Origin of the sequence: Pseudomonas sp. NBRC 111127, assembly GCF_001320345.1 — a bacterium.
GTDB classification, from domain to species: Bacteria; Pseudomonadota; Gammaproteobacteria; order Pseudomonadales; family Pseudomonadaceae; genus Aquipseudomonas; species Aquipseudomonas juntendi.
In genome coordinates, this window is record NZ_BCBD01000073.1 from 1 (window position 1) to 21,106 (window position 21,106).

The 21,106-nt window shown below is 59.2% G+C and carries 26 protein-coding genes; 18 read left to right on the forward strand and 8 right to left on the reverse strand.

What is annotated here, in order from left to right; translation table 11 throughout:
• The coding region (locus APH30_RS14795; RefSeq protein WP_054912977.1) for a heavy metal sensor histidine kinase at nt 1-1,137 on the reverse strand (1,137 nt) is incomplete at its 3' end.
• Entirely contained in the window at nt 1,134-1,808 is a 675-nt protein-coding gene (locus APH30_RS14800; RefSeq protein WP_044047186.1) for a heavy metal response regulator transcription factor, read from the reverse strand. The genes APH30_RS14795 and APH30_RS14800, both read right to left, overlap by 4 nt.
• 699 nt (nt 1,809-2,507) lie before the next feature.
• Between APH30_RS14800 and APH30_RS14805 the strand changes: the two genes are divergently transcribed.
• Nucleotides 2,508-2,834 (forward strand): DUF2790 domain-containing protein, encoded by a 327-nt coding sequence (locus APH30_RS14805; protein ID WP_013974870.1) that lies wholly within the window; start codon nt 2,508-2,510, stop codon nt 2,832-2,834.
• 32 nt (nt 2,835-2,866) lie between these two features.
• Here the strand turns inward: APH30_RS14805 and APH30_RS14810 are convergent, their stop codons facing one another.
• Nucleotides 2,867-3,217: a DUF3147 family protein gene (locus tag APH30_RS14810; protein WP_044047185.1), complete on the reverse strand. Its 351-nt coding sequence runs from the start codon at nt 3,215-3,217 to the stop codon at nt 2,867-2,869.
• Between the two features lie 181 nt (nt 3,218-3,398).
• Nucleotides 3,399-3,833 carry a mercury resistance transcriptional regulator MerR gene (locus APH30_RS14815; RefSeq protein ID WP_003131969.1) on the reverse strand — a complete coding sequence of 145 codons (435 nt, stop codon included), beginning with the start codon at nt 3,831-3,833 and terminating at the stop codon, nt 3,399-3,401.
• Nucleotides 3,834-3,904: 71 nt separating this feature from the next.
• Here APH30_RS14815 and merT point away from each other — a divergent pair, with 71 nt between their 5' ends.
• The 8 genes from merT (at nt 3,905) to APH30_RS14855 (ending at nt 11,607) form a co-directional block, all read left to right on the forward strand.
• Nucleotides 3,905-4,255 carry a mercuric ion transporter MerT gene (gene merT / locus APH30_RS14820; RefSeq protein ID WP_003131974.1) on the forward strand — a complete coding sequence of 117 codons (351 nt, stop codon included), beginning with the start codon at nt 3,905-3,907 and terminating at the stop codon, nt 4,253-4,255.
• A gap of 12 nt (nt 4,256-4,267) precedes the next feature.
• Nucleotides 4,268-4,543 (forward strand): mercury resistance system periplasmic binding protein MerP, encoded by a 276-nt coding sequence (gene merP, locus APH30_RS14825; protein WP_003131987.1) that lies wholly within the window; start codon nt 4,268-4,270, stop codon nt 4,541-4,543.
• A 71-nt stretch (nt 4,544-4,614) separates the two neighbouring features.
• Entirely contained in the window at nt 4,615-6,300 is a 1,686-nt protein-coding gene (gene merA / locus APH30_RS14830) for a mercury(II) reductase (RefSeq protein WP_003156770.1), read from the forward strand.
• A 17-nt stretch (nt 6,301-6,317) separates the two neighbouring features.
• Nucleotides 6,318-6,683 carry a mercury resistance co-regulator MerD gene (merD, locus tag APH30_RS14835; protein WP_000995360.1) on the forward strand — a complete coding sequence of 122 codons (366 nt, stop codon included), beginning with the start codon at nt 6,318-6,320 and terminating at the stop codon, nt 6,681-6,683.
• The gene (gene merE / locus APH30_RS14840) at nt 6,680-6,916 is read left to right on the forward strand and encodes a broad-spectrum mercury transporter MerE (protein ID WP_003132004.1); all 237 of its coding nucleotides are present in this window, start codon (nt 6,680-6,682) and stop codon (nt 6,914-6,916) included. Before merD ends, merE begins: the two co-directional genes overlap by 4 nt.
• A complete protein-coding gene (locus APH30_RS14845; RefSeq protein ID WP_012314201.1) occupies nt 6,913-7,902 on the forward strand; it encodes a DUF3330 domain-containing protein in 990 nt (329 codons plus the stop codon). Before merE ends, APH30_RS14845 begins: the two co-directional genes overlap by 4 nt.
• Nucleotides 7,903-8,076: 174 nt before the next feature.
• Nucleotides 8,077-8,637, forward strand: coding sequence for a recombinase family protein (locus APH30_RS14850; protein ID WP_010921730.1), 561 nt, complete (start codon nt 8,077-8,079; stop codon nt 8,635-8,637).
• A gap of 3 nt (nt 8,638-8,640) precedes the next feature.
• Nucleotides 8,641-11,607: a Tn3-like element TnAs1 family transposase gene (locus APH30_RS14855; protein WP_010921731.1), complete on the forward strand. Its 2,967-nt coding sequence runs from the start codon at nt 8,641-8,643 to the stop codon at nt 11,605-11,607.
• A 125-nt stretch (nt 11,608-11,732) separates the two neighbouring features.
• Here APH30_RS14855 and APH30_RS14860 read toward each other — a convergent pair whose 3' ends face one another.
• Both APH30_RS14860 and APH30_RS29560 read right to left on the reverse strand, forming a co-directional pair.
• The gene (locus APH30_RS14860) at nt 11,733-12,638 is read right to left on the reverse strand and encodes a cation diffusion facilitator family transporter (RefSeq protein ID WP_047595902.1); all 906 of its coding nucleotides are present in this window, start codon (nt 12,636-12,638) and stop codon (nt 11,733-11,735) included.
• A gap of 55 nt (nt 12,639-12,693) precedes the next feature.
• The gene (locus tag APH30_RS29560) at nt 12,694-12,894 is read right to left on the reverse strand and encodes a zinc ribbon domain-containing protein (protein WP_224459391.1); all 201 of its coding nucleotides are present in this window, start codon (nt 12,892-12,894) and stop codon (nt 12,694-12,696) included.
• On the opposite strand from APH30_RS29560, the gene APH30_RS29565 reads away from it, so the two are divergent.
• Together APH30_RS29565 and APH30_RS14870 are read left to right on the forward strand one after the other, a co-directional pair.
• Nucleotides 12,865-13,023 carry a hypothetical protein gene (locus APH30_RS29565; protein WP_224459398.1) on the forward strand — a complete coding sequence of 53 codons (159 nt, stop codon included), beginning with the start codon at nt 12,865-12,867 and terminating at the stop codon, nt 13,021-13,023. The genes APH30_RS29560 and APH30_RS29565 overlap by 30 nt on opposite strands.
• A gap of 507 nt (nt 13,024-13,530) precedes the next feature.
• Nucleotides 13,531-15,228 (forward strand): phosphoethanolamine transferase, encoded by a 1,698-nt coding sequence (locus APH30_RS14870; RefSeq protein ID WP_054912978.1) that lies wholly within the window; start codon nt 13,531-13,533, stop codon nt 15,226-15,228.
• A gap of 209 nt (nt 15,229-15,437) precedes the next feature.
• Here APH30_RS14870 and APH30_RS14875 read toward each other — a convergent pair whose 3' ends face one another.
• Nucleotides 15,438-15,980: an NAD(P)/FAD-dependent oxidoreductase gene (locus APH30_RS14875; protein WP_013974864.1), complete on the reverse strand. Its 543-nt coding sequence runs from the start codon at nt 15,978-15,980 to the stop codon at nt 15,438-15,440.
• Nucleotides 15,981-16,022: 42 nt separating this feature from the next.
• Nucleotides 16,023-16,361, reverse strand: a complete 339-nt coding sequence (locus APH30_RS14880; protein WP_013974863.1) for a helix-turn-helix transcriptional regulator — start codon at nt 16,359-16,361, stop codon at nt 16,023-16,025.
• Between the two features lie 115 nt (nt 16,362-16,476).
• Here APH30_RS14880 and APH30_RS14885 point away from each other — a divergent pair, with 115 nt between their 5' ends.
• From APH30_RS14885 to APH30_RS14915, 7 genes are read left to right on the forward strand one after another with little or no spacing between them, the layout of a single operon-like run.
• Nucleotides 16,477-16,890, forward strand: coding sequence for an arsenate reductase ArsC (locus tag APH30_RS14885; RefSeq protein WP_044047181.1), 414 nt, complete (start codon nt 16,477-16,479; stop codon nt 16,888-16,890).
• An 8-nt stretch (nt 16,891-16,898) separates the two neighbouring features.
• Nucleotides 16,899-17,255, forward strand: a complete 357-nt coding sequence (locus APH30_RS14890; protein ID WP_044047180.1) for a metalloregulator ArsR/SmtB family transcription factor — start codon at nt 16,899-16,901, stop codon at nt 17,253-17,255.
• Nucleotides 17,256-17,274: 19 nt separating this feature from the next.
• Nucleotides 17,275-17,745: an arsenate reductase ArsC gene (locus APH30_RS14895; RefSeq protein WP_044047179.1), complete on the forward strand. Its 471-nt coding sequence runs from the start codon at nt 17,275-17,277 to the stop codon at nt 17,743-17,745.
• A gap of 18 nt (nt 17,746-17,763) precedes the next feature.
• Nucleotides 17,764-18,825, forward strand: a complete 1,062-nt coding sequence (gene arsB, locus APH30_RS14900; protein WP_054912979.1) for an ACR3 family arsenite efflux transporter — start codon at nt 17,764-17,766, stop codon at nt 18,823-18,825.
• 3 nt (nt 18,826-18,828) lie between these two features.
• A complete protein-coding gene (arsH, locus tag APH30_RS14905) occupies nt 18,829-19,545 on the forward strand; it encodes an arsenical resistance protein ArsH (RefSeq protein ID WP_013974858.1) in 717 nt (238 codons plus the stop codon).
• 12 nt (nt 19,546-19,557) lie between these two features.
• A complete protein-coding gene (locus tag APH30_RS14910; RefSeq protein ID WP_013974857.1) occupies nt 19,558-20,061 on the forward strand; it encodes a cyclin-dependent kinase inhibitor 3 family protein in 504 nt (167 codons plus the stop codon).
• Between the two features lie 32 nt (nt 20,062-20,093).
• Complete coding sequence (locus APH30_RS14915; protein WP_013974856.1) at nt 20,094-21,098, forward strand: ArsJ-associated glyceraldehyde-3-phosphate dehydrogenase; 1,005 nt, start codon at nt 20,094-20,096, stop codon at nt 21,096-21,098.
• Nucleotides 21,099-21,106: the final 8 nt, after the last annotated feature.

Below are 21,106 nucleotides of genomic sequence, written 5' to 3' on the forward strand. Positions count from 1 at the left end.
CACGTAGACCGTGCGACCGCGAGGGCAGTAGCGAATCGCATTTGACACCAGGTTCGAGACGGCTCGTTGAATCATCAGGCGGTTACCGCGCACCACGTCATCACTGCCAGAGATCTGCAGCTGGATCTCGCCATCCTCTGCCGAAATGCTGAAGAGATCACACACCCGCTGAACTTCATCGACCAGGGACACAGGTTCGAACTCCACCATGGATGCCGGATGACTGACCTGAGCGAGGAACAGCATGTCGGAAACCATGCGGCTCATGCGGTCCAGCTCTTCTGTGCACGACTCCAGCACTTCCCTGTACTCGGGAAGGGATCGCTCTCTGGTCAGTGCAACTTGGGCTTTACCCATCAGGTTGGATAGCGGCGCTCGCAGTTCGTGAGCAAGATCGTCAGAAAACTGCGAGAGCTGCTGAACCCCGTCATCCAGGCGAGCCAGCATGATGTTGATACCGTCGGCGAGCTCTTTGAGTTCTGCTGGCATTCCATTAGTCGGCAGACGATGGTCAAGACTCTCGGTGGAGATCTTCGAGGCGACTTTCAGGAACTTGGTCAGAGGCAGCAGACCTCTGCGTACGGTCCACCAGCCGATTGCGAGGATCAGCGCGATGATGAGCGGGGAAATCATCAGGGCCCAGGTGAGCAATGCATCAAGCAGCGCTTCATTGGACGACTGGTCCATAGTCATGTACACGCTGACTTCGGTTCCGTCGCCCAAATTCATGGTGCGAGAAGCTGTCAGCAAGGGGCGGTCCTGGGTGTCGCGCCACTCATGTTCCTTCGGCTGTGCGGATGGTTGAAACTTGTGCACCTCCACGTTGACCTGCTTCGAGCCAATCGAGAGCAGGGGCGTTTCACTCTGCGCCGACTCGAAAATGCTGACGTACAGGTTGTTGTGGCCCATCACCAGATCCACAAGCTGATGTGCGTCTGCGTTGACTCCTGAGATGTCGGAAATCATGGACAGGTTGTGAGCCATGCCCGCCATCTTCACTTCCAGGTCACTGCGGGCATTTCGCTCTAGCGCCTGACCCACCATCAGATACCCGAAGGTGGCGAACAGAAGCAGCAACGCTGCGCTCATCAACCCCACCTTTAATCCCAGCTTTGCAGCCAGGCTGAATGGCCTCATGCGCGTTCCTCAAAAACGTACCCTACGCCACGAAGCGTGTGAATGAGCTTGGTTTCAAACGGGTCATCGATCTTTGAGCGAAGGCGCCGGATAGCGACATCGATGACGTTGGTATCGCAGTCAAAATTCATGTCCCAGACCAACGAAATGATCTGAGAACGAGTCAGCGCTTCGCCCGTCCTGCTCATAAGCAGGTGCAGGAGCGTAAATTCCTTTGTGGTGAGATCGATGCGTGTGCCAGCGCGGAAAACCCGATGGCGCACTGAGTCGAGTTCCAAGTCGGCAATTTTCAGCGAACTCTTCTCGACTAATTCATCACCACGCCGCTGCAGCGAACGGATTCGAGCGAGCAGCTCCGGGAATTCGAAGGGTTTGACAAGGTAATCGTCGGCTCCGCCATCCAAGCCTTTGAGCTTGTCGTTGATGCGACCACGAGCGGTCAGCATGATGATGCGGACCCGGCTGGTTTTCCTGATGGTTTCCAAAAGGTCCCAACCGTCGATGCCAGGAAGGTTTACGTCCAGCAGAACCAACGAATAGACGTTAGTATTGAACAAGTGCAGGGCGTCAACACCATTGTGCACGATATCTACGACATACCCGCTTTCGGATAGGCCCTGCTGAAGATATTCGGCAGTTTTAATTTCGTCTTCCACAACTAGAACGCGCATAACTTATCTCAAGGTGTGAGGAAGGAATTGGCCTAATCCGCCAAGACTGTGGTTGCAGGCAGTTTGAAGGTTCGGCTGAGTGCATGACATCTGGTAGTCGCTACCTCTGTCCATACGCCGGGGTCACCTGAGGACGCTTGAATCTTAACGCGAAGACGCTGGCCGCGGCGAAATCCTACAAATTTGTAATGTAGCCGCAAGATTGCTGACAGTCATGACGGCTTTCCCTACTGAGCTTAGCGGATTCTGTGGCTTGCAGCGGTTATCAGTCCTCAGGACTGACAGGAGGATTCGGCCGAGAGGGGTGGCGTTTCTGCCAAGCTGCTCAGCATTTATGGCGTTCAATCCTACAAGCTCAAGCTCCGAGTGGTAGCAAGCCACCGATCGTTCGCCCCTTTGATAACGGGCTTAAACCGGCCAGCATGCATGGCTTTTCATCTTAATTGGGCAAGAATAATTACTTTACAATCTATTACATGTCCAAATTGTAATTTCACAATCATCTTGTCGTTAGCCGCTTTTGCTAGTTTAAGAACAGCACACAGGCAGCGCTGCTTTGGGCCAGTCTCATCTGAAGCAGCATGGCGGGAGTAACGATACCCTGCTCACGCCAATGCATTCACCTTGGAACCATACGCTCCTTTGGTAAGGTGAATTTTAGCGCCCCGCCATGGGCGCTTTTTTATTAATGGACTTCTCATGAAAACAACTATATCGGCTATTGCCGCGTTCATGCTTTTCTCTGCACTGTCGACAAATGCCCAAAGTAGCGTTCAGATCAACGACGATCTTGAGCAGTCTGCCAGGAAGGCTACAGAACGCTATGCACAGAGCGTGAAGAAACCCATGCCCGAGCTTGAAGATTACGCATACGGTATGGATTTGGACGTTGGCAAGTTGGTGTACGTCTCGCCTAGCGTGCGGTACTGCGGGAATGTGAGAAGCATGATGACTTACGAGGATTCCAAGGGCGAACTGCACATGGTTCGCTACCTCGTGAAAGGTGAGTGCATCAACAGCCGGTAAGCGGTGACCGAGTGCTTTCCTCTACACCCGACTCAAAGCAACTCGATGCCCAATCGCCTTAGAAGTAGGGCAAATCCTCCGAAGCTCGCCATGGTGATGAGGATGCTGGAGATAAGTGTTGGCCAGAATCCCAACTTGGGCAGCAGTGCCGGAAACGCGATAAACATCGGCAGCGTTGGAATCACATACCAGAACGTGTACCAGGCATGATTGGAAATCTTCTCCATGCTCTGGTTCTCCAAGTAGAGCCAGATGAGCGTCAAGACGGTGACCAATGGCAGGGCGGCAACCAAGCCGCCCAGCTTGTCACTGCGCTTTGCCAGCTCAGACACGATAATCACTATCGCGGCAGTGACCAGGTACTTCGTAATGATCCAAGCCATCGCTGAACCTACTTGAGCTAGTGGAGTGGATCTCCTGGGATCATTCGCCAGGCACTCACGACGTGCTTGGGGGAACCGCAGAATTCGGAAAAAATCGTACGCTAAGCTAACGGTGTTCTCGTGACAGCTCTTTGACTAGGCTTTCTAAGGGGTCGTCTCAGAAAACGGAAAATAAAGCACGCTAAGGCATAGCCGAACCTGCCAAGCTTGCTCCACCCTGTAGTGACGCGATCAGCGGGCAGGAAACGTTCCCCCTTCGCGCATGGCAGGCGCACACCAACTCAGACAGCACGGCCTCCATGCGCGCCAGGTCAGCCATTTTCTCGCGCACGTCCTTGAGCTTGTGCTCGGCCAGACTGCTGGCTTCCTCGCAATGGGTGCCATCCTCCAGCCGCAGCAGCTCGGCGATCTCATCCAGGCTGAAGCCCAGCCGCTGGGCTGATTTCACGAAGCGCACCCGCGTTACATCCGCCTCGCCATAGCGGCGGATGCTGCCATAGGGCTTGTCAGGCTCCAGCAACAAGCCCTTGCGCTGATAGAAACGGATGGTCTCCACATTGACCCCGGCCGCCTTGGCGAAAACGCCAATGGTCAGGTTCTCCAAATTGTTTTCCATATCGCTTGACTCCGTACATGAGTACGGAAGTAAGGTTACGCTATCCAATTTCAATTCGAAAGGACAAGCGCATGTCTGAACCAAAAACCGGGCGCGGCGCGCTCTTCACTGGAGGGCTTGCCGCCATCCTCGCCTCGGCTTGCTGCCTCGGGCCGTTGGTTCTGATCGCCTTGGGGTTCAGCGGCGCTTGGATCGGCAACTTGGCGGTGTTGGAACCCTATCGCCCCATCTTTATCGGCGTGGCGCTGGTGGCGTTGTTCTTCGCCTGGCGGCGCATCTACCGGCAGGCAGCGGCCTGCAAACCGGGTGAGGTCTGCGCGATTCCCCAAGTGCGAGCTACTTACAAGCTCATTTTCTGGATCGTGGCCGCGCTGGTTCTGGTCGCGCTCGGATTTCCCTACGTCATGCCATTTTTCTACTGATCGGAGTTCACCATGAAGAAACTGTTTGCCTCCCTCGCCCTCGCCGCCGTTGTTGCCCCCGTCTGGGCCGCCACCCAGACCGTCACGCTGTCCGTACCGGGCATGACCTGCTCCGCCTGCCCGATCACTGTCAAGAAGGCGATTTCCAAGGTCGAAGGCGTCAGCAAAGTTGACGTGACTTTCGAGACACGCCAAGCGGTCGTCACCTTCGACGATGCCAAGACCAGCGTGCAGAAGCTGACCAAGGCAACCGCAGACGCGGGCTATCCGTCCAGCGTCAAGCAGTGAGTCACTGAAAACGGCACCGCAGCACAACGGACGTCATTGTCTGGCGCCACAAACGATAAAGGATCTGTTGCATGACCCATCTAAAAATCACCGGCATGACTTGCGACTCGTGCGCGGCGCACGTCAAGGAAGCGCTGGAAAAAGTGCCAGGCGTGCAGTCGGCGCTGGTGTCCTATCCGAAGGGCACAGCGCAACTCGCCATCGTGCCGGGCACATCGCCGGACGCGCTGACTGCCGCCGTGGCCGGACTGGGCTACAAGGCAACGCTAGCCGATGCGCCACTGGCGGACAACCGCGTCGGACTGCTCGACAAGGTGCGGGGATGGATGGCCGCCGCCGAAAAGCACAGTGGCAACGAGCCCCCGGTGCAGGTAGCGGTCATTGGCAGCGGTGGAGCCGCGATGGCGGCGGCGCTGAAGGCCGTCGAGCAAGGCGCGCAGGTCACGCTGATCGAGCGCGGCACCATCGGCGGCACCTGCGTCAATGTCGGCTGTGTGCCGTCCAAGATCATGATCCGCGCCGCCCACATCGCCCATCTGCGCCGGGAAAGCCCGTTCGATGGCGGTATTGCGGCAACTGTGCCTACGATTGACCGCAGTAAGCTGCTGGCCCAGCAGCAGGCCCGCGTCGACGAACTGCGGCACGCCAAGTACGAAGGCATCCTGGGCGGTAATCCGGCCATCACCGTTGTGCACGGTGAGGCGCGCTTCAAGGACGACCAGAGCCTTACCGTCCGTTTGAACGAGGGTGGCGAGCGCGTCGTGATGTTCGACCGCTGCCTGGTCGCCACGGGTGCCAGCCCGGCGGTCCCGCCGATTCCGGGGTTGAAAGAGTCACCCTACTGGACTTCCACCGAGGCCCTGGCGAGCGACACCATTCCCGAACGCCTTGCCGTAATCGGCTCGTCGGTGGTGGCGCTGGAGCTGGCGCAAGCCTTTGCCCGGCTGGGCAGCAAGGTCACGGTCCTGGCGCGCAATACCTTGTTCTTCCGTGAAGACCCGGCCATCGGCGAGGCGGTGACAGCCGCTTTCCGTGCCGAGGGCATCGAGGTGCTGGAGCACACGCAAGCCAGCCAGGTCGCCCATATGGACGGTGAATTCGTGCTGACCACCACGCACGGTGAATTGCGCGCCGACAAACTGCTGGTTGCCACCGGTCGGACACCGAACACGCGCAGCCTCGCGCTGGACGCAGCGGGGGTCACTGTCAATGCGCAAGGTGCCATCGTCATCGACCAAGGCATGCGCACGAGCAACCCGAACATCTACGCGGCCGGCGACTGCACCGACCAGCCGCAGTTCGTCTATGTGGCGGCAGCGGCCGGCACCCGTGCCGCGATCAACATGACCGGCGGCGATGCGGCGCTCGACCTGACCGCAATGCCGGCCGTGGTGTTCACCGATCCGCAAGTGGCGACCGTGGGCTACAGCGAGGCGGAAGCCCACCACGACGGGATCGAGACCGACAGCCGCACCTTGACCTTGGACAACGTGCCGCGTGCGCTCGCCAACTTCGACACACGCGGCTTCATCAAGTTGGTTATCGAGGAAGGCAGCCATCGGCTGATCGGCGTACAGGCGGTCGCGCCGGAAGCGGGTGAACTGATCCAGACGGCGGCTCTGGCCATTCGCAACCGCATGACGGTGCAGGAACTGGCCGACCAGTTGTTCCCCTACCTGACGATGGTCGAGGGGTTGAAGCTCGCGGCGCAGACCTTCAACAAGGATGTGAAGCAGCTTTCCTGCTGCGCCGGGTGAGAAAAAGGAGGTGTTCAATGAACGCCTACACGGTGTCCCGGCTGGCTCTTGATGCCGGGGTGAGCGTGCATATCGTGCGCGACTACCTGCTGCGCGGATTGCTGCGCCCGGTGGCGTGCACACCAGGCGGCTACGGCTTGTTCGATGACGCCGCCTTGCAACGGCTGTGCTTCGTGCGGGCGGCCTTCGAGGCGGGCATCGGCCTCGACGCGCTGGCGCGGCTGTGCCGGGCGCTGGATGCGGCGGACGGCGACGAAGCGGCCGCGCAGCTTGCCCTGCTGCGTCAGTTCGTCGAGCGTCGGCGCGAAGCGTTGGCCGATCTGGAAGTGCAGTTGGCCACCCTGCCGACCGAGCCGGCACAGCACGCGGAGAGTCTGCCATGAACAACCCCGAGCGCTTGCCGTCCGAGACGCACAAACCGATCACCGGCTACCTGTGGGGCGGACTGGCTGTGCTGACTTGCCCCTGCCACCTGCCCATCCTCGCTGTCGTGCTGGCCGGCACAACCGCCGGTGCTTTCCTCGGCGAGCATTGGGTCATCGCGGCGCTCGGTTTGACCGGCCTGTTCCTTCTGTCCCTGTCGCGGGCGTTGCGGGCATTCAGGGAAAGAGAATGAGCGCTTTCCGGCCGGATGGATGGACGACGCCGGAACTGGCCCAAGCGGTCGAGCGCGGGCAGCTTGAACTGCACTACCAGCCCGTCGTCGATCTGCGCAGTGGTGGGATTGTCGGCGCGGAAGCCCTGTTGCGCTGGCGTCATCCGACGCTTGGACTATTGCCACCGGGCCAGTTCCTGCCCGTGGTCGAATCGTCCGGCCTGATGCCTGAAATCGGCGCTTGGGTGCTGGGCGAAGCCTGCCGCCAGATGCGTGACTGGCGAATGCTGGCATGGCGACCGTTCCGGCTGGCCGTCAATGCTTCGGCGAGCCAAGTGGGACCGGACTTCGACGGGTGGGTAAAGGGCGTGCTGGCTGATGCCGAGTTGCCCGCCGAGTATCTCGAAATCGAGCTGACCGAATCGGTCGCGTTTGGTGATCCGGCGATCTTCCCCGCCCTGGACGCCTTGCGGCAGATCGGTGTGCGCTTCGCCGCCGATGACTTCGGGACGGGGTATTCCTGTCTGCAACATCTGAAGTGCTGCCCAATCAGCACGCTCAAGATCGACCAATCGTTTGTCGCCGGGCTCGCCAACGACCGCCGCGACCAAACCATCGTGCACACCGTGATTCAGCTTGCGCACGGGCTGGGCATGGATGTGGTGGCTGAAGGCGTGGAAACATCGGCGAGTCTTGATCTATTGCGACAAGCGGACTGCGACACAGGACAAGGCTTCCTGTTCGCGAAGCCAATGCCGGCGGCGGCATTCGCCGTCTTCGTCAGTCAATGGAGGGGTGCCACCATGAATGCAAGTGACTCGACCACCACCAGTTGCTGCGTGTGCTGCAAGGAAATCCCGCTCGATGCCGCCTTCACCCCGGAAGGCGCGGAATACGTCGAGCACTTCTGCGGGTTGGAGTGTTATCAACGCTTCGAAGCGCGTGCCAAGACAGGGAACGAAACCGATGCCGATCCGAACGCCTGCGACTCGCTACCGTCAGATTGAGGCATACCCTAACTGGATGTCAGGCAGGGCCGCGCCGCTTAGTCAGAATAGAGTCATCTTTCGCATTTTTGACACATGCCTGCGAAGGTCATAGATTTCAGCCTGACAGAAACGGGGTTTGAGGCACAACGGAACAGAAGGAGCACTTAAGCCGCCTTCAACCAAGGAGACATCGTGCAGGGGCACCGCATCGGCTACGTCCGGGTCAGCAGCTTCGACCAGAACCCGGAACGCCAGCTGGAACAGACACAGGTGAGCAAGGTGTTCACCGACAAGGCATCGGGCAAGGACACCCAGCGCCCCCAGCTCGAAGCGCTGCTGAGCTTCGTCCGCGAAGGCGATACAGTGGTGGTGCACAGCATGGACCGGCTGGCCCGCAACCTCGATGACCTGCGTCGCTTGGTACAGAAGCTGACTCAACGCGGCGTGCGCATCGAGTTCCTGAAGGAGGGCCTGGTGTTCACTGGCGAGGACTCGCCGATGGCCAACCTGATGCTGTCGGTGATGGGGGCCTTCGCTGAGTTCGAGCGCGCCCTGATCCGCGAGCGGCAGCGTGAGGGCATCACCTTGGCCAAGCAGCGTGGCGCGTACCGGGGCCGCAAGAAAGCCCTGTCCGATGAGCAGGCTGCTACCCTGCGGCAGCGAGCGACGGCCGGCGAGCCCAAGGCGCAGCTTGCCCGCGAGTTCAACATCAGCCGGGAAACCCTCTACCAGTACCTCCGCACGGACGACTGACACATGCCGCGTCGCTTGATCCTCTCGGCCACGGAGCGGGGCACCCTGCTCGCGTTGCCAGAAAGCCAGGATGACCTGATCCGCTACTACACCTTCAACGACTCCGACCTGTCGCTGATCCGTCAGCGGCGCGGCGACGCCAACCGCCTCGGCTTCGCCGTGCAACTCTGCCTGCTGCGCTACCCCGGCTATGCGTTGGGCACTGACAGCGAGCTGCCCGAACCGGTCATCCTGTGGGTGGCCAAGCAAGTCCAGACCGATCCGGCGAGTTGGACGAAGTACGGCGAGCGCGATGTGACCCGTCGCGAGCACGCCCAGGAACTGCGCACCTACCTTCAACTGGCCCCGTTCGGCCTGTCCGACTTCCGCGCCCTGGTGCGCGAGCTGACCGAACTGGCCCAGCAGACCGACAAGGGCTTGCTGCTGGCCGGCCAGGCGCTGGAGAGCCTGCGGCAGAAGCGACGCATCCTGCCGGCGTTGAGCGTGATCGACCGGGCTTGCTCGGAGGCCATTGCACGGGCCAATCGGCGGGTCTACCGCGCCCTGGTTGAACCGCTCACGGACTCGCATCGGGCCAAGCTGGACGAGCTGTTGAAGCTCAAGGCCGGCAGCAGCATCACCTGGTTGACCTGGCTGCGCCAGGCACCGCTGAAACCCAACTCTCGGCACATGCTTGAGCACATCGAGCGGCTGAAGACATTTCAGCTGGTGGACTTGCCCGAAGTCCTGGGCCGGCACATCCACCAGAACCGCCTGCTCAAGCTGGCCCGCGAGGGTGGGCAGATGACGCCCAAAGACCTCGGCAAGTTCGAGCCGCAGCGGCGCTATGCGACCCTGGCCGCCGTGGTGCTGGAGAGCACTGCAACCGTGATTGATGAGCTGGTGGATCTGCACGACCGCATCCTAGTCAAGCTGTTCAGCGGCGCGAAGCACAAGCATCAGCAGCAGTTCCAGAAGCAGGGCAAGGCGATCAACGACAAGGTGCGCCTGTACTCCAAGATCGGCCAGGCGCTGCTGGAGGCCAAGGAAGCCGGCAGCGACCCCTATGCCGCCATCGAGGCGGTGATCCCCTGGGACGAGTTCACCGAGAGCGTCAGCGAAGCCGAGCTGCTGGCCCGGCCGGAGGGCTTCGACCACCTGCACCTGGTCGGCGAGAACTTCGCCACCCTGCGCCGCTACACGCCGGCTCTGCTGGAGGTATTGGAGCTGCGCGCCGCCCCGGCCGCGCAGGGCGTGCTGGCAGCCGTGCAGACGCTGCGCGAGATGAACGCCGACAACCTGCGCAAGGTGCCGGCCGATGCTCCCACCGCCTTCATCAAGCCGCGCTGGAAGCCACTGGTGATCACCCCGGAAGGCCTCGACCGGCGCTTCTACGAAATCTGCGCCCTGTCCGAGCTGAAGAACGCCCTGCGCTCCGGCGACATCTGGGTCAAGGGCTCGCGGCAGTTCCGCGACTTCGACGACTACCTGTTGCCGGCCGAGAAGTTCGCCGCGCTCAAGCGGGAACAGGCCCTGCCGCTGGCGATCAACCCGAACAGCGACCAGTATCTGGAAGAGCGCTTGCAGCTGCTGGACGAGCAGTTGGCCACTGTCGCCCGCCTGGCCAAGGACAACGAGCTGCCCGATGCCATCCTCACCGAGTCCGGGTTGAAGATCACCCCGCTGGATGCGGCGGTGCCGGATCGGGCGCAGGCGCTGATCGACCAGACCAGTCAGTTACTGCCGCGCATCAAGATCACCGAACTGCTGATGGACGTGGACGACTGGACGGGCTTCAGCCGCCACTTCACCCACCTGAAGGACGGGGCCGAGGCCAAAGACCGGACGTTGCTGCTGTCCGCGATCCTCGGTGATGCGATCAACCTCGGGCTGACCAAGATGGCCGAGTCGAGCCCCGGTCTGACCTACGCCAAGCTGTCCTGGCTGCAAGCCTGGCACATCCGCGACGAGACCTATTCGGCGGCCCTGGCCGAGCTGGTCAACCACCAGTACCAGCATGCCTTCGCCGCCCACTGGGGCGACGGCACCACCTCATCCTCCGATGGCCAGCGTTTCCGGGCTGGCGGCCGGGGCGAGAGCACCGGACACGTCAACCCGAAGTACGGCAGTGAGCCGGGACGGCTGTTCTACACCCATATCTCCGACCAGTACGCGCCGTTCAGCACCCGCGTGGTGAATGTCGGCGTGCGCGATTCCACCTATGTGCTCGACGGCCTGCTGTACCACGAGTCCGACCTGCGGATCGAGGAGCACTACACCGACACGGCCGGCTTCACCGATCACGTCTTCGCCCTGATGCACCTGCTGGGCTTCCGTTTCGCGCCGCGCATCCGCGACCTCGGCGAAACCAAGCTGTACGTGCCGCAGGGCGTGCAGACCTACCCGACGCTGCGGCCGCTGATCGGCGGCACCCTGAACATCAAGCACGTCCGCGCCCATTGGGACGACATCCTGCGCCTGGCCAGCTCGATCAAACAGGGCACCGTCACTGCCTCGCTGATGCTGCGCAAGCTCGGCAGCTATCCGCGCCAGAACGGCCTGGCCGTGGCCCTGCGCGAGCTGGGCCGGATCGAACGCACGCTGTTCATCCTAGACTGGCTGCAAAGTGTTGAGCTGCGCCGCCGCGTGCATGCCGGCCTGAACAAAGGTGAGGCGCGCAACTCGCTGGCCAGGGCGGTGTTCTTCAACCGCCTTGGGGAAATCAGGGATCGGAGCTTCGAGCAGCAGCGCTACCGGGCCAGCGGCCTCAACCTGGTGACGGCGGCTATCGTGCTGTGGAACACGGTGTACCTGGAGCGCGCCACCCAGGGGTTGGTCGAGGCCGGCAAGCCGGTGGACGGCGAGCTGCTGCAATTCCTGTCGCCGCTGGGCTGGGAGCACATCAACCTCACCGGCGATTACGTCTGGCGGCAGAGCCGCAGACTGGAAGACGGGAAGTTTCGGCCCCTACGGATGCCCGGAAAACCTTAGCGTACGATTTTTTCCGAATTCTGCGAGCCCCCCTGCTTCTGCTGTCGCCTATCCATCCTTACCTTTCCTCGACAACACCCCCCCGACGTTGGCGGCGGTGTGTTGATCAGGTGTCTACCGGCCGATCAATGCGACGGCGACGGAACGTTCTCGTGGAAAGCTGCGCGCTCGATCTGAATGGTGCAGTGATGGATTTCGAACGCGTCGCTGACTGCATCCACGACGGCCGCTAGCACAGCATCTCCATCTGCTGCGTCTCGGACGACCACGTGCGACGTCATCACGTTGCTTCCGCTGCTGACGGCCCAAACGTGCAAGTCATGGACATCCGTGACGCCGTCGACCTTGAGGATCGTGGCCTCGATTGCCGCCACGTTGAGCCCCCGGGGTACACCTTCCATAAGAATCCCCAGGCTCTCTCGAAGCAATTGCCAAGTCCGCGGCAATACCCAAAGGCCGATCGCTACGGCGACAACCGTGTCGACCCAGGTCCAGCCGGTAAAGCGGATAATGAGGGCTGCGATGATCACGCCCAACGATCCGAGCATGTCGCTCCAGACTTCGAGGTAGGCGCCTTTGACGTTGAGGCTCTCGTTGCTGGCAGATGCCAGCAGTCGCATTGAAATCAGGTTGATGATCAGGCCGACAATTGCGATCCACATCATCGCCCCGGTGGCGATCTCCGCCGGCATGAAGAAGCGCTGGTAGGCCTCGTACAAGATGTACATCGCCACCAGGAAGAGCAGCACGGCGTTGAACGTGGAGGCTAGGATCTCCAACCGCGCATAGCCAAAGGTTCTTTTCTGATCCGCCGGCCGCTTTGCGATCTGAAGCGCAATCAACGAAATTGCCAAAGCGGCGGTGTCGGTGAACATGTGAGACGCATCCGACAGCAACGCCAGGCTGCCGGTAATCCATGCGCCGATCACTTCAGCGATCATGAAGCTACCGGTCAGGACCAATGCCATGACTAGTTTCTTCTGATGCCCCTCACGAAGCGCGGCACTGCCATGATCATGATTCGATCCCACGTATTTCTCCTTGCACAGGGTAGTGGTCGCGTTGGATTTCCAGTGTGGCCATGCGCTAATGGGTGGCTTGGCCGCACTGGCTGCAGAATTTTGCTCCTGCTGTCAGGGATGAGCCGCAGGCCGTGCAACCACTCGATAGTGGTGTTCCGCAGTTTAGACAAAAGCGTGCGGACGGGGCGTTTGCGGTCCGGCAGTGCCTGCAAGTCTGCAGATCTTTGATTGGGGCTTGAGCTATTACGCGACCATCCTCAATCACCCGGTCATTACTGTCGCAGGATTGCTGCTGCTCGAAGCGACCATGCCGGTCATGTCGATCACTCCCGTGCCCACTACCGTGATGCTTGCCACCGCCGTGGTTGCCACGGCCGTGGTGGCCGCCCAATAAATTTTTGAGAAAACTCATGGTATTCGTCCCTCATCGATAGGTGACATCAGCACGAGCAAAAGGTGAAAGAAGTGTTCTGCTCGTTAGAATGACTTTTAAGTTAAAGTAAAAGTTCAAAATTAGCGTACGACAAAACGAAGCTGGTTTGTTTATGAAATTTAATTTAATTCGCCAGATGGCATTGACTACTCAAAGAGTCGGACCTGTCCGATTTTTTATCATAGCCTGAGCATTTACAATCGAAAAAGTCATTATCGCGATTCTGTCAGCATTGTAATCGCGAAGTCATCATGACGTTATCGTGTGGCGGAAATAATGCGCCTAGCGAGAGCTAATTTCTCATTTAATCCTATGCCTCACACATCCTAAGCGTCCTCAGGCTAAGGGGATCAAGGTCTCTGGCGCTCTGTACGGCCTGATTCGCTCAGTGTCTGTCGATGGCTTGCCGTTTAGCTCCCGACTATTCATAACCAGCGCCATGGATGAGCAGCTCCCTAGAGTTTGATAATGACACCTTCTAAATCCATTGTTCACATCCTGTTAAGTAAATGGATCCATGCTATTCGCAAAGTTAGACAGGAAGGCATCAGCACCAATTTACTCATCGCGCTAGTAACTTTTTGGTTGTTGTTGTTCGTGAACGCTGAGCTTTGGCGTGTGCTCTGGCGCCTGGCATTCAACACTGATGAAGTTAACTGGTTGCTCGCCGCCAGCCTGCCAGTCGTAGTGTTCGTTTGGGTGTTCACCGTACTTAGCTTGCTGTCATGGTTAAGACTCGCAAAACCTCTGCTGTGCCTGGTGCTGATCAGCGCGTCGTTCGCCAGCTACTTCATGAGTGCTTACGGCATCGTCATTGATTACACGATGTTCACCAACGTCGTGGAGACCGACGTCGGTGAGGTGTCCGAGCTACTGAACTGGAAACTTGGCCTCTGGGTGGCAATGGTAGGGGTATTGCCCGTCTACCTGATCTGTCTGGTGCCCCTGCGACGCAAGCCCTGGACCAAAGCGTTGGGTAGCAGACTCATCGTCCTGTCGCTCGCACTGGTAACCCTTGCTGGTATCGTGCTGAGCCAGTACCAGTCTTATGCCTCCCTCCTACGCAACAATCGGGAGATCCGGCTCATTCTGGTTCCCACCAATTTGTTTGCTGCCGGTCATGGTTACCTGAAACGCAAGCTGGCCACACCGAAAGCGCTGACCTCCATTGGTACCGACGCCGTGGTGACCAGGCAGGGAGCGGCTCGCAAACCCAAGCTGCTGGTACTGGCAGTGGGGGAAACCGCACGTTCCGCCAACTTCTCCCTTAATGGCTACTCCCGCGATACGAATCCAGAGCTGGAAAAGCGCAATGTCATCAGCTTCTCGAATGTGAGCTCGTGCGGCACTGCCACTGCGGTTTCCCTGCCATGCATGTTCTTGGACGTCGGGAGGGATGAGTACAAGGACGGCTTGGCCAAGAGCCGAGAAGGGCTGCTCGATGTGCTTCAGCGGGCAGGCATCAGTGTCATGTGGACTGATAACAATTCGGGCTGCAAAGGGGTCTGTGATCGGGTGCCAAACCACAAGGCTACCCAACACGCAGATGCTCAACTGTGTACCAGCGACGAGTGCAAGGACGGGGTGCTGCTTTCGGAGATGGAGGACTTCATCAAGCGTCAGGAAGGCGATGCAGTCCTGGTGCTCCACTACAAAGGTAGTCACGGCCCGGCCTACTACAAGCGCTACCCCCCGCAGTTCAAGAAATTCGGGCCGGTCTGCGAGACCAATGAGCTCGACAAATGTAAGCAGCAGGAGGTGATCAATGCCTACGACAATTCGATCCTCTACACCGACTACGTGACGGCCGGGCTGATCGACATCCTGGCTGCGAATACCAAATTCGACACTGCGCTCATGTACGTCTCAGATCACGGAGAGTCACTGGGAGAGGGTGGTCTTTACCTGCATGGGCTGCCCTATGCGATGGCCCCAGATGAGCAAACCAAGGTGCCATTGGTGCTCTGGATGTCTGATTCTCTCGCGAAAAGCGAACGCCTCAATGTGGGCTGCTTGAAAGCACAGACGAGCTCGCCACTGAGCCACGACAACCTGTTCCACACCGTACTCGGGATGATGAACGTCCAGACATCCTCGTATCGCTCAGCTCTTGATTTTACTGCCCCTTGCAAGACTTTGACCGGAAGCACCTACTCAGGCCTCTAATGCTGCAACGGGCTGAACACGTGAGGTCGATAGCGATTCCACATCGAGCTGCTTTGACAGCAGCCAGAAGCTCGACTAACTACATAGCAGTACTCAACAACCCAAGCGGAAAAGGAAATTTGCATGAGCATCAAGCCAGGCCCTAAACGCACCAACGAAGATGGCACTCCGGACAAGAGGCAGCGGGTCACGCCTGAGAAGCAGAAGGATCACCCAGACCTGAAACCCCACAAGCATAAAAAGGGGGAGTAGGGCAGAAAAGCAGCTTTTCGGAGCTGCTTTTTTATCTGCAGACAGTGTCCTGAAAAGCTCTCTAGCCCAGGAATGTCAGGCATGAAAGGACGGCTGAAGCCACCTGATGCCACTACCACAGCACGCGTAGTGAAATTCGCTCCGTTGGCGGTGCGAACCTCAAATGCCTTGCCCTTCTGTACGACCGCCACCACTCGGGTACCGCCCTGAAAAGGGAGCTGAAACTCGGCGGCGTATGCCTCCAGGTACTGCACCACTTCATTTCGCACCGGGTAGTCCTTGGGATCGCCAAGAAACGCTCGCCCCGGCAGCGCTGAGTACTCCGATGGTGAGAACAACTGCAAGCTTTCGTAGTAGTTACGCCAGTTACCGCCCGGGGATGTCTGCTCATCCAAGATGAGGTAATCCAAGCCGTGCTGCTGTAAATGCCAGCCAGTCGCCAAACCTGCTTGCCCACCACCGATAACGACCACATCCAGAACGCGATCCAACTCATTCATATATGCGCACTCATGCATATCTAAAGGCAAAAAAAGGCCGGACTACGGACAGCAGATCGATACTAGACCTTTGGTTCGCTGGAGCAGGCCCTCCAGTCGCTCGACGATCGACCCACCATTTACTTCATAGAACACCTGCCGACCCACCTTGGTGGCCTTCACGATCTTGGCGTCATGCAATACCTGCAGGTGCCTGGAGATCACCGAGCGCTCCTGTGGCAGCTCTTTGGCGATTTCGCCGACATCCGCCCGGCCGAGCAAAAGTACGCGCTTGAAAACCGCGACTCTGGAAGGCTCGCAAAGCGCTTTGAAGAAGGTCTCGTCTAGCGACTCGATGGCGGCTTCGATGGCTTGAGCACGGAGATTTTGGTTGGTCGTCATGCAGCCAATATATGTGCATGAACGCGCACATGTAAAGCCACCCATCATCGAGGGGTTGCGACACATTCGAAAAAGCGTATATTCGAAAAACCATATACACTCAGGGTACCAAGTGATGACTGGCAAGACCCGCGTTCTGTTTGTTTGCACCGCAAACGCCGCTCGCTCCCAGCTCGCCGAAGCTTTGCTCCGGCACACAGACCCTGTGCATTTCGAAGTTTTTAGCGCAGGTACCCAGCCTGGCCAAGTCGATCCGCGCACCTATGACGCCCTCGAATATCTCGATATCGATACCAAGGCTCTACGCAGCAAGTCCATCGACGAGTTTGCAGGGGAACGGTTCGACTACTTGATTACGCTCTGCGACAAGGCAGCCCATGAGTGCCTTACTTTGCCTGCCCTCGGCGAGGTTCTGGCGTGGAACTTCGAAGACCCTGTTACCAGTGACCAACACGATGCCTTCCGACGCACGCTTCATGAGATTCATGAGCGCATCAAAATGTTCGTCCTCGTGAAAACTAAACACTGAGAATTGCTATGACTGACTCGCTGACACCTACCAAGGTTTTCAAATGCCTCGCCGACGAGAACCGCATTCGGATGATGCTGCTGATCTCTCGCGAGGAAGAACTCTGCGTCTGTGAACTGACCTGCGCGCTGGAAGAAAGCCAGCCCAAGGTTTCCCGCCACCTGGCGCAACTGCGCACGTGTGACCTGCTGGAAGACCGGCGTCAGGGCCAGTGGGTTTATTACCGCCTGCATCCATCGCTTCCCGGCTGGGTACGTGAGGTCCTGGCGACGACGCTGGAGGCCAACCGCGAATGGCTGAGTGCTAGCACTAAACGACTGGACACAATGGGTGACCGCCCTCAACGCGTCGCCTCCTGCTGCTGATCATTGCCGAGAAAAACCGATGAAAGTTCTGTTCCTCTGCACCGCCAATAGCTGCCGCAGCATCCTCTCCGAGGCTGTTTTCAATCATCTGGCCCCGGCCGGCATGAAGGCCTACAGCGCCGGCAGCCAGCCAAAGGGTGATGTGCACCCGCTGTCCATCACCGCGCTGCAGCGTGCTGGTATCTCCACCGAGGGCCTCAGCAGCAAGTCAAGTGACGCGCATGCCGAGCTGGCACCGGACTTTGTCATCACCGTCTGCGACAAGGCCGCTGGCGAAGCCTGCCCCGTGTTCTTCGGACCAGCAGTGAAAGCCCACTGGGGGCTTTCTGACCCTTCTGACCAGCAGGGCAACACCGCCGAACTGGACGCAGCGTTCGACGTCACGCTTGAGCAGATCAAACGACGCCTCAATGCATTCCTCGCGCTGCCTTTCGAACAATTGGATGCCGCCCAGCTTAAGGCCGAGCTGGCCCGTATCGGAACGCTCTGACGTTTAGGGAGATCCACCATGAGCAAAAGCCGACTTTCCTTTCTAGACCGCTACCTGACGGTGTGGATCTTTCTGGCCATGGGCCTGGGCATTGGTCTGGGCAGCCTGTTCCAGGGATTGCCTGCGTGGCTGAATAGCCTGTCGGTAGGCTCGACAAACATCCCCATCGCCATTGGCCTCATCGTAATGATGTACCCACCTCTGGCGAAGGTGAAATACGAGGAGTTGCCACAGGTATTCAAGGACAAGCGCATCCTTGCCCTGTCGCTGATCCAGAACTGGGTGATCGGCCCGGTCCTGATGTTCGGGCTGGCCGTTGTCTTCCTTTCCGACAAGCCTGAGTACATGACCGGCCTGATCCTCATCGGCTTGGCACGCTGCATCGCCATGGTGCTGGTGTGGAACCAGATCGCCGGTGGCAACAACCAGTACGTGGCGGGTCTGGTCGCCTTCAACAGCATTTTCCAGATCCTGTTCTTTAGCGTGTACGCCTGGATCTTCCTGGGGCTGTTGCCGCCGCTGTTTGGCCTTGAAGGTAGCGTCATTGAGACCAGCTTCCTCGATATCGCCCAATCGGTGCTGATCTACCTGGGCATCCCGTTCCTGGCTGGTTTCCTGACCCGCAAGATCCTGATCAGCAGCAAGGGCGAGACCTGGTACCAGGAGCGATTCATCCCGAAGATCAGCCCGCTGACCCTTGTGGCGTTGCTGCTGACCATCGTCGCCATGTTCAGCCTGAAAGGCGACATGGTGCTGCAACTGCCGCTGGATGTGCTGCGCATCGCTATCCCGCTGACCATCTACTTCGTGGTGATGTTCTTCATCAGCTTCTGGATGGGCAAGCTGTTGGAAGCTGACTACCCACGTACCACGGCGCTGGCGTTCACTGCAGCGAGCAACAATTTCGAACTGGCCATTGCCGTGGCCATCGCCACCTTCGGCCTTGCCTCGCCGGTCGCGTTTGCCACCGTCATCGGGCCCTTGGTGGAAGTGCCGGTACTGATCTCCCTGGTGGGCGTGGCCTTGTGGCTCAAGCGCCGCTGGTTCGATCAGCCATCTGGCGCCTTGACTCAGGAGTAAATCATGACCGAACACCATATCCCGAATATCGACAACGATCTGGTCGACCTGCCGACAGCAGACAAACTGGCAGTCGAGCAAAAGTCCACCCATAACCCTCGCATCCTGCTGCTGTACGGATCGACCCGCGAACGCTCGTTCAGCCGCCTGCTGACGGAAGAAGCGGCACGCCTGCTGGAGCACTTCGGTGCCGAGACGCGGATCTTCAATCCGACCGGGCTGCCACTGGCGGATGACGTGCCCGATGACCACCCCATAGTCAAGGAGCTGCGCGACCTGGTGCTGTGGTCGGAAGGCATGGTCTGGTGCTCGCCAGAGCGCCACGGCGCGATGACTGGCGTGTTCAAGTCGCAGATCGACTGGATTCCACTGAGCATGGGCGCCGTGCGCCCCACTCAAGGCAAAACCCTCGCGGTGATGCAGGTCTGCGGCGGCTCGCAGTCTTTCAACGTGGTCAACCAGCTGCGCGTCCTCGGCCGCTGGATGCGCATGTTCACCATCCCTAACCAGTCGTCCGTGCCGAAGGCCTATCTGGAATTCGACGAGGCGGGTCGCATGAAACCCTCTTCGTACTACGACCGTGTTGTCGACGTAATGGAGGAGCTGGTGAAGTTCACCCTGCTGCTTCGTGATCGCTCCGACTACCTGGTCGATCGCTACTCCGAACGTAAAGAGTCGGCTGAAGAACTATCCAAGCGTGTCAATCAACGATCCATTTGAGGCTTTGTGAGCATGCAATTGCACCCGTATTCAGTGTTGGCTAATTCCGAACTGGTCGGCCAGCTGATCTTCACTCCGTGCCCAGGTACCAAGGAGACATCGGTATCTCAGGCTCTGGCAACGTTGCACGATGCCGGCGCAAGCGCGCTGGTAACCCTGATGCCGAGTGAAGAACTGCTGCAGAACGAGATCGATCTGCTTCCCGAGGAGTGCCAACTGCTGGGCCTCGAATGGTTCCACCTGCCGGTCGAGGATGACGAAGCGCCCGGTGAGCCGTTTGCGGCCGCCTGGAAGGCTCACCGGGAACGCCTGAAAGAGCTGGTGATGACCGGTAAGACGATCGCCATTCACTGCAAGGGCGGCTCTGGCCGCACCGGCCTGTTTGCCGCCCGCCTGATGATCGAGTGCGGCATCCCTGTGCAGGAAGCTGTTTCCCAGGTCCAGGCCCTGCGTCCACGTGCGATCCAGAACCCTGCGCACGTTGGGTATATCAACCAGTTCAGCGACACCCTCTGACCTTTCGCTAATCGCGATTCGAGAAAAAGAACATGGCTATCAAAGTAGGTATCAATGGGTTTGGCCGTATTGGTCGCTTGGCGCTTCGCGCCTCCTGGGACTGGCCGGAATTCGAGTTTGTGCAGATCAATGACCCGGCCGGTGACGCCGAGACCCATGCCCATCTGATCAACTTCGATTCGATCCACGGACGCTGGCACCGTGAAGCCCGCGCAGAGGGCGACGCGGTAGTGATCGAGGGCAAGCGCATCAAGGTCACCGCCAACAAGACCATCGCGGACACCGACTGGTCGGGCTGTGACTTGGTCATCGAGGCCAGCGGCAAGATGAAGTCGGTAGCCGTACTCCAGGCCTACCTGGATCAAGGCGTCAAACGTGTGGTCGTCTGCGCTCCAGTGAAGGAGAAAGGCGCACTGAACGTGGTGATGGGCGTCAACCAGCACCTATTCGACCCGGCGCAGCATCGTATCGTCACCGCCGCTTCCTGCACCACTAACTGCCTGGCCCCGGTGGTCAAGGTGATTCACGAGAACCTGGGCATACGCCACGGCTCGATCACCACCATTCACGACCTCACCAATACCCAGAGCATTCTGGATACACCGCACAAGGACCTGCGTCGCGCCCGAGCCTCGGGCATGAGCCTGATCCCGACCACCACGGGATCTGCCACCGCAATCGCCGAGATCTTCCCCGAGCTACGCGGCAAGCTGAATGGTCACGCCGTACGTGTACCACTGGCCAACGCCTCGCTGACCGACTGCGTGTTCGAAGTGGAACGTGAGACAACGGCTGAAGAGGTCAACGCGCTGCTGAAAGCCGCAACCGAAGGACCGCTGAAGGACATCCTGGGCTACGAAGAACGCCCCTTGGTGTCCATCGACTACCGCACCGATCCGCGGTCCTCGATCATCGATGCGCTGTCCACCCTCGTAGTCAACGGTACCCAAGTGAAGATCTACGCCTGGTACGACAACGAGTGGGGCTACGCCAACCGTGCGGTTGAACTAGCACGCCTGGTCGGCGCAGCGGAGTAAATGGCGAT